Source organism: Acrocarpospora pleiomorpha, assembly GCF_009687885.1.
GTDB classification, from domain to species: domain Bacteria; phylum Actinomycetota; class Actinomycetes; order Streptosporangiales; family Streptosporangiaceae; genus Acrocarpospora; species Acrocarpospora pleiomorpha.
In genome coordinates, this window is record NZ_BLAF01000005.1 from 1 (window position 1) to 8447 (window position 8447).

Genomic DNA, 8447 nt, shown 5'->3' on the forward strand with positions numbered 1-8447 from the left:
GGACCGCGATCGCGGCTTCGGCCCGATCGATCGCCCGCGCCAACACCACAATCTCCGCCATCGCCGCCTCCACATCAGACGGCACCCGCGACCCGTCGGCGGCGATCACCTCGATCTGGTGCAGCCACTCCCGTATCGCCGCCCCGGCCAAACCCGGATCAGGGTGATCAGAACGGCCAGGATGATCAGAACGACCGGAGCGATCGGAGCGGCCAGAACGATCGGAGCGGTTAGAGCGATCGGGATGATCGGGATGGTCAGGGTGATCCCCGAACCCCGCAGCACCCCCTGCAGCCTGATCAGTCCCCCGCCCACGACCGGCGCCCCGCCCAATCTCCTCGGCACCCCGATCCGCCCCCCACACGCCCCAATCAGCCTTCCGGGCAGCGTGACCGGCCTCCCCGACATCCCGACCAGCCCCCCAGGTAGCGTGATCAGCCTCCCCGGCAGCGTGACCGGCCGTCTCGGTACGCTGACCGGTTTCGCGGGCACGCTGAGCTGTCTCCCGGACACCGTCACCGGCCTGTTGAGCACGCGCGTCGGTCACGTGCCGACTGCCGGAGGACTTGTGTCCGGATCGCGGCGACGGATGGCCGCCGCCGGAGAGCCGGACACCAGGCTGCTGGGCCGGACCGAACGGGGTGGGGCCGAACTGGGCAGAGCCGAACTGGGTGTTGGCGGGTTCAGCGGTGGCTCGGGCGGTGCTGGAACACGCCGGTGCGGGGTGTGCCGTTGGGGGGTGTGCCGTGCCGGAACGCGAGACGCCGGAACGCGAGGTGCCGGAGTCGCTGCCGGAGCCGGCTGTGATGACTCGGGTTCGGGAGGGATCGAGCAGCAGGACCGCGCCGCGGGAATCGCCGGGCATGCGGCCGGTTTCGTGTGCTCCGGCACGTCGCCGGGGTGGACGCGTTTCCGGGTGGAGGACCAGCACGTCGGCTGAGCGGAGGTTGAGGGAGAGTCCGGCGGGGTCGCGGTCGGCTGGAGCGCAGGTTTCCGGAGGAGAGAAGGGGGCGGGGTCAGCCGGAGTACAGGTGGGAGAACCAGCGGGGGAAGAAGTGGCGGCACGGTGGCCGGGCAGGAGCAGCACCGCACCCGAGGTCATCATCGCGGAACACCTCCTGCCTGGGATCGGCTGGCCGATTCACTTCCAGGATATCGCTCACACGTTCGATTGACAACTCCGCGTAGTCATTTATGTGCGAATTGTCAGCGACGCGTGGCATTGTCTTCCCGGTGTGCTCACAACATCGTCCTGTCAGATCGGCTGCGCCACATGGGCGGACCGCTTGGGCTCAGTCTCCAAGCCACGAGATGGCGGCGCATGCGAAGGGGGCTGAATACTGGAATGGTGAGTCCGATCGTCACCATTGCCGGTGAAGATCGTTTCTCCCTCATCTAGCTCGAAGATCCGATTCAGCCGCAAGAACGAAGGCCGTCCTCGCGATCCAGGTCCCCGGATCCAGCGCCAGCCACTCGTCCTCGCCGCCGCCCTTACTGGACAACATCATCCCCAGTAACCGCCGCCTATGCCGCCCCACGACCAGTAGCGGCCGATCCTTCCCCGCCCCGGATCCTCCACGTAGGGGCACCCATGCCCAGGGTCGGCCATGGGTCCGGGGGCGGATCAGCGCCAGATCGCGGCCGGGTTGGGCCGTGGGTCCGAGGCGGATGGAGGCCCGGCGGGATTGTCGGATGGCCCCGCTAGGATCGGGCGCATGCGTCAGATCGATCCGGATTTTCTCGCCCTGCCGCTTCGGCGGCTGGCCGACGCCGCGCTCGGCCGGGCCCGTGAGCTGGGTGCCGAGTATGCGGCTTTTCGTGTGGAGCGGGTGCGCGCGGAGACGCTGCGCCTGTTCGACGCGCGGCTGGAGGGCTCTATCGACGCCGACGACCTCGGCTTCGCCGTGCGGGTGGTGAAGAACGGGACCTGGGGGTTCGCCGCCGGGATCGCGCTCACGCCGGAGGCCGCCGTCGCGGTGGCCGAGCAGGCGGTGCAGGTGGCCGAGGTGAGCGCGCCGATCAACCGGGAGCCGGTCGAGCTGGCGCCCGAGCCGGTGTATGCGGATGTCACCTGGGTGTCGGCGTACGACGTGGATCCGTTCGACGTGCCGTTGCGCGAGAAGGTGGAGCTGCTGGGCGAGTGGTCGGGCGGGCTGCTCGGCCAGGTCGATCACGTGTCCGCCTCGTTGATGCAGGTCAAGGAGCAGAAGTTCTACGCCGACTCGACGGGCACGGTGACCACCCAGCAGCGGGTCCGGGTGCATCCGCAGCTGACCGCGATGAAGGGCGACGGCGAGCGCTTCGACGACATGCGCACGCTGGCCCCGCCGGTCGGGCGCGGCTACGAATACCTGACGGGGACGGGCTGGGACTTCCCCGCTGAGCTGGCCACGCTGCCCGCCCTGCTGGCCGAGAAGCTGGCCGCGCCCTCGGTCGAGTCGGGTAAGTATGACCTGGTCGTCGACCCCTCCAACCTGTGGCTGACAATCCACGAGTCGATCGGCCACGCCACCGAGCTGGACCGGGCGCTCGGCTACGAGGCGGCGTACGCGGGCACCTCGTTCGCCACCTTCGACCAGCTCGGCGAGCTCACCTACGGGTCCAAGATCATGAATGTGACCGGCGACAGGACCGCCGAGCATGGCCTGGCCACGGTCGGCTGGGACGATGAGGGGGTCCGGGCGCAGTCGTTCGACATCGTCACCGACGGCACCCTGACCGGCTACCAGCTCGACCGCAGGATGGCGCTGCTGAAGGGCTTCGGCCGCTCCAACGGCTGTGCCTTCGCCGACTCCCCCGGCCACCCGCCGATCCAGCGCATGGCCAACGTCTCGCTGCGGCCCGCCGAGGGCGGCCCGTCCACCGACGAGCTGATCGCCGGGGTCGAGAACGGCATCTACGTGCTGGGCGACAAGAGCTGGTCGATCGACATGCAGCGCTACAACTTCCAGTTCACCGGCCAGCGCTTCTACCGGATCTCCGGCGGGAAGCTGGCCGGGCAGCTGCGCGATGTGGCCTACCAGGCCACCACGACCGACTTCTGGCGTTCCATGGACGCGGTGGGCGGCCCGCAGACCTACGTGCTGGGCGGCGCCTTCAACTGCGGCAAGGGCCAGCCGGGCCAGGTCGCGCCGGTCAGCCACGGCTGTCCGGCCGCGCGCTTCCGGAACGTCCGGATCCTCAACACGGTGCAGGAGGGTGGCAAGTGACCCCGCAGGAGACTGTTGAACGCGCGCTCGCGCTGCCGGGGGCGGACGACCGCGTCGTCATCGTGGACGAGGGCTCCAGCGCCAACCTGCGCTTCGCGGGCAACACCCTCACCACCAACGGCGTGGCCCGCTCGGCCCGGCTGACGGTGATCTCGATCTCCGGCGCCGGGGTGGGTGTGGTGTCCCGCTCCGCCGTCCGGCCCGACCAGTTGGCCGACGTGGTCGCCGCCGCCGACCAGGCGGCCAGGGACGCGCAGCCGTCCGAGGACGCCAGGCCTCTGGTGGAGGGCTTCGTCCAGGCCGACTGGGAGGTTCCCGCCGAACCCACCTCGATCGAGGTGTTCTCCGCGTTCGCCCCCGCGCTGGGGGAGGCCTTCGCCACCGCCGAAGCCTCCGGCCGTAAGCTGTACGGGTTCGCCGAGCACCTGGTGAACTCGGTCTTCGTCGGCACCAGCGGGGGCCTGCGCCGCCGCTACGACCAGCCGACCGGGCGACTGGAACTGAACGCCAAGTCGCCCGACATGACCCGTTCGGCCTGGGCGGGTGTGGCCACCAAGGACTTCACCGACGTGGACGTGGCCGCGCTGGACGGCACGCTGGCACGGCGGCTTGACTGGGCCAAACGCCGGGTCGACCTGCCGGCCGGGCGTTACGAGACGATCCTGCCGCCGACGGCCGTCTCCGATCTGATGATCTATCTCTACTGGTCGGCCGGGGCCAGGGACGCGGCCGACGGCCGGACCGTCTTCGCCAAGCCGGGGGGCGGCACCCGGGTCGGCGATCAGCTGTCCAGCACGCCCATCCAGCTGTTCAGCGACCCGCGCCACCCCGGCGTGGAGTGCGTGAACTTCGCGGTCGCGCACACCTCGGGCCGGGAGCAGTCGGTGTTCGACAACGGGCTGCCGCTGGACCACACGAACTGGATCTCCGACGGCACGCTGGCCAACCTGGTGCAGACCCGCCACTCGGCGGAGCTGACCGGGCTGAACACCACCCCGCAGATCGACAACCTGATCATGGAAAGCGCGACCGGTTCCGGCACGCTGGAGGACATGATCGCCAACACCGAGCGCGGGCTGCTGCTCACCTGCCTCTGGTATATCCGCGAGGTCGACCCCCAGTCGCTGCTGCTCACCGGCCTCACCCGGGACGGCGTCTACCTGGTGGAGCACGGCGAGGTTGTCGGCGAGGTCAACAACTTCCGCTTCAACGAGTCACCGGTGGACCTGCTCGGGCGCCTCACCCAGGTGGGCACGAGCGAGCAGACACTACCGCGCGAGTGGAACGACTACTTCACCCGCGCGGTCATGCCGCCCATCCGCGTACCCGACTTCAACATGTCCACCGTCAGCCAGGCGAACTAGCAAACCAGGCGGTCGGCTGCCAGGCCAGGCAGACGTCCGATCGTTCCGGTTTGCCGGTCGCCTGAGCCAGGCGGTCAGGACGGGCGGCCAGTCGTCCGGGTTATTCGGTTATCGGTCGTCCGAGCCGACCGATCGTTCCGGTTTGCCGATCGTCTGAGCCAGGCGGTCAGGCCCGGCGGACCAGTTATCCGGGTTATTCGGCTGCCGGTCGTCCGGGCCGTCCGATCGTTCCGGTTTGCCGGTCGCCTGAGCCGGGCGGTCAGGACGGCAGCCAGGCGTCCTGGCTGTTCGGCTACCGGTCATTCCGGTGGCCGGGGAGATACCACGCGGTGGATGTCCCACCCACCCAGCCCTTTCGCTTACCCTCGGGCTCCGCCCGCCCCCGCCATCACCGTGGTTACCCGGCGAGAGTAGGTGTCATAGCGCGGTGGGGTGACTGAAATGACCGGCTGGGCGGTCCTTCCAGTTGGGCGTTCCTCGTGGGCGTCCGGGCGTTGGGTGGCCGGGCGTTGGGTGGCCGGTTGTTGTGGTTATTCGGAGTCTTCCAGGCGGAAGCCGACCTTCATGCCGACCTGGAAGTGGGCCACTTCGCCGTCTTGGATGTGGCCGCGGACCTCTGTCACCTCGAACCAGTCGACGTGGCGCAGGGTTTGGGCGGCCCGGCGGATGCCGTTGCGGATGGCCTGGTCGACGCTCTCCCCTGATGTGCCGACGATCTCGGTGACCCGATATGTGCGATCCCCCATGACGTCCTCCGACTCCTCGTTGATCGCATGATCATATCGTGGCGGCGTAGGGTGGAAACATGAAGGTCAGACGCCGTAACCGCCCGGAAGTGCATCAGGTGACGGACGCGCAGCCGAGCCTGTCGGCCGATATTCGCAAGCGCGAGATCTCCTACGTCATCAAGATGAGCATCCGTGTCGTCTGCCTCATCTTGGCTGTAGCGGTGCCCGCGCCCTGGCCGATCCGTGCACTGTTCATCGCGGGGGCTGTGCTTTTGCCGTACCTTGCCGTGATCGGGGCCAATGAGCGGGCCGCGGGGCTGCCCGCACCCTTGGACGATGCTGAATCTAACCAAAACGAGATACCACGGCATCGACGCGAGATCGGGTCGTGACTAAGTCTTGACGCATCCCAAGGGTGGTAGGTGTACAGTTTAGCCAAGCGCTCTGGTCCCCCGTCGGAGCGCTGGTGCCGGCGTTCCGGGCCCCCGTCGGAACGCCGATGAAGCGATGCCGGGTGGTTTGCCCCCGTAACCACCCGGCATCGCCCTTTTCCGGAGCCGTGCGTGAATCTGGTAAGAGCGGCGTCCCTTTTAACTTTTGATCGATCCCTGTGGTCTCTGGCTTGGCACCCGTTTACTCTTCCGGCCAGGCTTCAGTTACTGCTCCGGCATGGTTCCGGGCTGCTCCTTCGGCCAGGCTTCGGCGAGGGCGGAGATGCGGGCCAGCGCGTCCGGCGGGGCCGTGCCGGCGCCTTGGGCGAGGCCGAGCAGGTACGCGGTGAGCGGCGCGGCCGGGCGGGCGACGCCGTGCGCGACGTCCTTGGTCATGTCGAGGACCGCGTCCCGGTCCAGCAGGGCGGGGTCGACGCCCAGTTCCGCGCAGACCCGGGCCGTCCACTGCTCCAGCACGTTCACGCCGTCTCCTGTCGGTTGGCCAACGCCAGATCATCGGTGGTGTCGCAGTCGAACCACGGCACCCGGTCCCGCACGGCCACCCGTGCCGGTTCCAGGGGGCCGAGTACGCCGTGCAGCGAGCGCCCATCGTAACGAGCCAGCGCACCCGCCAGCACATCGCGCCGCCACACCCCGGCCAGCCACTGCTCGCGCCCGGTGTCGTCAACAAGCACGGCTCCCGTGCTCGCTGCCGAGAGCAACGTCTCGATGTCGGCGGTCGTAAGGAAGGGCAGATCTCCGGCCAGCAGCGCGACCCAGGGCTGACCGGCGTGAACCAGGCCCGCACGCACGGCCGGAACCGGACCGCCGCCGGGCGGATCCTCCCTGGTGAAAACGACCTCGCCGGGATGCGCCAACTCCCGCCGGTCTCCCACGATGATCAGACGACGCGCGGTGGACACGGCCGCCGCGACACGCTCGACCAGCGAACGCCCGCCGACCAGCGCGCCTGGTTTATCCGCCCCACCGAACCGTCTGGCGCGCCCTCCCGTGAGAACAATCGCGTCGTAGGGGGGCACCCCATCGCCTGCCGCCTCGGCGGCCATGCCATCCCTTGGCGCACCCGAACCCGCCACGCCACTCCCGGGCCAGCCTTCGATCGCCGCGCCACTCCCTCGCCGACCCTCGGCCAAAGCGCCGCTCCCCGGCCAGCCTTCGACCCCCGCGTCACCCCCAGGCTGACCTCCGGCCGCCGCGACAATTCCTAGCCGACCCTCGGCCAGGGCACGCCAACCTTTGGCCACCGCGTCACTCCCAGGCCGACCTCCGGCCGCCGCGCCGCTCCCTCGCCGACCTTCGGCCAGGGCACCACTCTCAGGCCGACCTTCGACCGCCGCGCTGCTCCCTCGCCGACCTTCGGCCAGGGCACCACTCTCAGGCCGACCTTCAACCGCCGCGCCGCTCCCAGGCCGACCTCCGGCCACCGCGCCGCTCCCTCGCCGACCTTCGGCCAGGGCACCACTCTCAGGCCGGCCTTCGACCGCCGCGCCGCTCCCGGGCCGACCTCCGGCCACCGTGCCGCTCCCGGGCCAGCTTTCGGCCGCTGTGTCAGGGACCGGGGGCATGGTTTAGCCGCCGATGGCGGACATTGGGCGGGCGGGCTGGAGGAAGGTGGGGTCGTCGATGCCGTGGCCGGGCTTCTTGGTTTGGACGGCGGCGAGCCATTGGGCGGCGAGGGTGTCGTCGGAGGCGCCGGCGCGCATGGCGGAGCGTAGGTCGGACTCCTCGGTGGCGAAGAGGCAGTTGCGGACCTGGCCGTCGGCGGTCAGGCGGACTCGGTCGCAGGCTCCGCAGAACGGTCTGGTGACCGAACCGATCACGCCGACCTTCGCCGGTCCCCCGCCGACCAGGAACAACTCGGCGGGGGCGCTGCCGCGTTCGCGGGGGTCGGCGTCGGTGAGGTCGAACTCCGCGCGCAGCGCCGCGAGCATCTCGTCCGCGGTGATCATGTTGGCCCGGCTCCAGCCGTGCTGCGCGTCCAGGGGCATCTGCTCGATGAAACGCAGCTCGTAGCCCTGCTCCAGGCAGAACCGGAGCAGCGGGACCGCCTCATGATCGTTGATGCCGCGCATCAGCACGGCGTTGACCTTCACCGGGGTGAGCCCGGCCTGGTCGGCCGCCGCCAGCCCGTCCAGCACGTCCTTGAGCCGGTCCCGGTGCGCCAGCTTGATGAAGATGTCCCGGTCGAGCGTGTCCAGCGAGACGTTGACCCGATGCAGCCCGGCCTCAGCCAGCGGGGCGGCCAGCCGCGCGAGCCCGATGCCGTTGGTGGTCAGGGAGAGCTCGGCGCCCAGCGAGGACGTCCTGGCCACGATGTCGACGATCTCGCGGCGCAGCAGCGGCTCGCCGCCGGTGTAACGCACCTCGGTGATGCCGAACCGCTCCACGCCGATCCGGACCAGCCGGACGATCTCGTCGGCGGTCAGCAGCTCGGGCTTGGGCAGCCAGTCCAGGCCTTCCGGCGGCATGCAATAAGTGCACCGCAGGTTGCACCGATCGGTCAGCGACACCCGCAGATCAGTCGCCACCCGTCCAAACGAGTCGACCAGCACGGGCAAACCCTCCATCGCACGAGATCCCTCCACCTTATGCCTCCGATCCCCGTCGCTCCAAAGCGGCCCATTGACGCCCCACAGGCAACGGAACTACCACGCCTCCACCTCACGGGGGTCGAATGCTTGCCGTGGTTGTCCC

9 protein-coding genes are annotated in these 8447 nt (G+C 69.5%); 4 read left to right on the forward strand and 5 right to left on the reverse strand.

Going from position 1 to position 8447, the window contains the following annotated elements; translation table 11 throughout:
* Positions 1-244 precede the first annotated feature (244 nt).
* The 3 genes from Aple_RS02910 (at position 245) to Aple_RS02920 (ending at position 4573) form a co-directional block, all read left to right on the forward strand.
* Positions 245-940 (forward strand): hypothetical protein, encoded by a 696-nt coding sequence (locus Aple_RS02910; protein ID WP_218038091.1) that lies wholly within the window; start codon positions 245-247, stop codon positions 938-940.
* Positions 941-1715: 775 nt separating this feature from the next.
* A complete protein-coding gene (locus Aple_RS02915) occupies positions 1716-3209 on the forward strand; it encodes a TldD/PmbA family protein (protein WP_155342879.1) in 1494 nt (497 codons plus the stop codon).
* A complete protein-coding gene (locus Aple_RS02920; RefSeq protein WP_155342880.1) occupies positions 3206-4573 on the forward strand; it encodes a metallopeptidase TldD-related protein in 1368 nt (455 codons plus the stop codon). The genes Aple_RS02915 and Aple_RS02920 overlap by 4 nt, the downstream gene beginning before the upstream one ends.
* Positions 4574-5103: 530 nt before the next feature.
* Here the strand turns inward: Aple_RS02920 and Aple_RS02925 are convergent.
* Complete coding sequence (locus tag Aple_RS02925) at positions 5104-5319, reverse strand: dodecin (protein ID WP_155342881.1); 216 nt, start codon at positions 5317-5319, stop codon at positions 5104-5106.
* Positions 5320-5378: 59 nt separating this feature from the next.
* On the opposite strand from Aple_RS02925, the gene Aple_RS02930 reads away from it, so the two are divergent.
* Positions 5379-5693 carry a DUF3099 domain-containing protein gene (locus tag Aple_RS02930; RefSeq protein ID WP_155342882.1) on the forward strand — a complete coding sequence of 105 codons (315 nt, stop codon included), beginning with the start codon at positions 5379-5381 and terminating at the stop codon, positions 5691-5693.
* Between the two features lie 264 nt (positions 5694-5957).
* Here the strand turns inward: Aple_RS02930 and Aple_RS51780 are convergent, their stop codons facing one another.
* The 4 genes from Aple_RS51780 to moaA all read right to left on the reverse strand — a co-directional run bounded on the left by Aple_RS51780 (position 5958) and on the right by moaA (position 8305).
* Entirely contained in the window at positions 5958-6215 is a 258-nt protein-coding gene (locus Aple_RS51780) for a DUF6457 domain-containing protein (protein ID WP_170321263.1), read from the reverse strand.
* The gene (gene mobA, locus Aple_RS02935; RefSeq protein WP_170321264.1) at positions 6212-6799 is read right to left on the reverse strand and encodes a molybdenum cofactor guanylyltransferase; all 588 of its coding nucleotides are present in this window, start codon (positions 6797-6799) and stop codon (positions 6212-6214) included. Before mobA ends, Aple_RS51780 begins: the two co-directional genes overlap by 4 nt.
* Before the next feature lie 158 nt (positions 6800-6957).
* Positions 6958-7212 carry a hypothetical protein gene (locus Aple_RS02940; protein ID WP_155342883.1) on the reverse strand — a complete coding sequence of 85 codons (255 nt, stop codon included), beginning with the start codon at positions 7210-7212 and terminating at the stop codon, positions 6958-6960.
* Positions 7213-7321: 109 nt separating this feature from the next.
* Positions 7322-8305, reverse strand: a complete 984-nt coding sequence (moaA, locus tag Aple_RS02945; RefSeq protein WP_218038104.1) for a GTP 3',8-cyclase MoaA — start codon at positions 8303-8305, stop codon at positions 7322-7324.
* Positions 8306-8447: the final 142 nt, after the last annotated feature.